Annotated in this window: 1 pseudogene; it reads right to left on the bottom strand. The window is 41.4% G+C overall.

From position 1 onward, the window contains the following. Nucleotides 1-237, bottom strand: a pseudogene (locus A372_RS38165) (hypothetical protein); the annotation flags it as partial.

The raw sequence follows: 237 nt of genomic DNA, 5'->3' as shown, positions 1-237 counted from the left end.
CGTCAAGCTGCTGTTTTGAAACGAACGATTTTTCCGTTGTCGATCCAGCATATATGTAGAAGAGGCTGCCTCTATGTACATGTGATATACACCATTTTTGAATCCAATTCTAATATGGGTGACGATTCCTTTAAAGATGCTTACTGTGCCTCGATCTTCATCCATCTCGTATACCTCTAGCACATCCTCATCATGCGCTAAACCATCATATTTCGCATGATCTTCATCCGGTATGAG

It is taken from the genome of Paenibacillus sp. OSY-SE (assembly GCF_000283315.1).
Lineage (GTDB): Bacteria > Bacillota > Bacilli > Paenibacillales > Paenibacillaceae > Paenibacillus_B > Paenibacillus_B profundus.
Note: the sequence above shows the minus strand (reverse complement) of the source record. Positions and strands in the feature narration are given on the sequence as shown.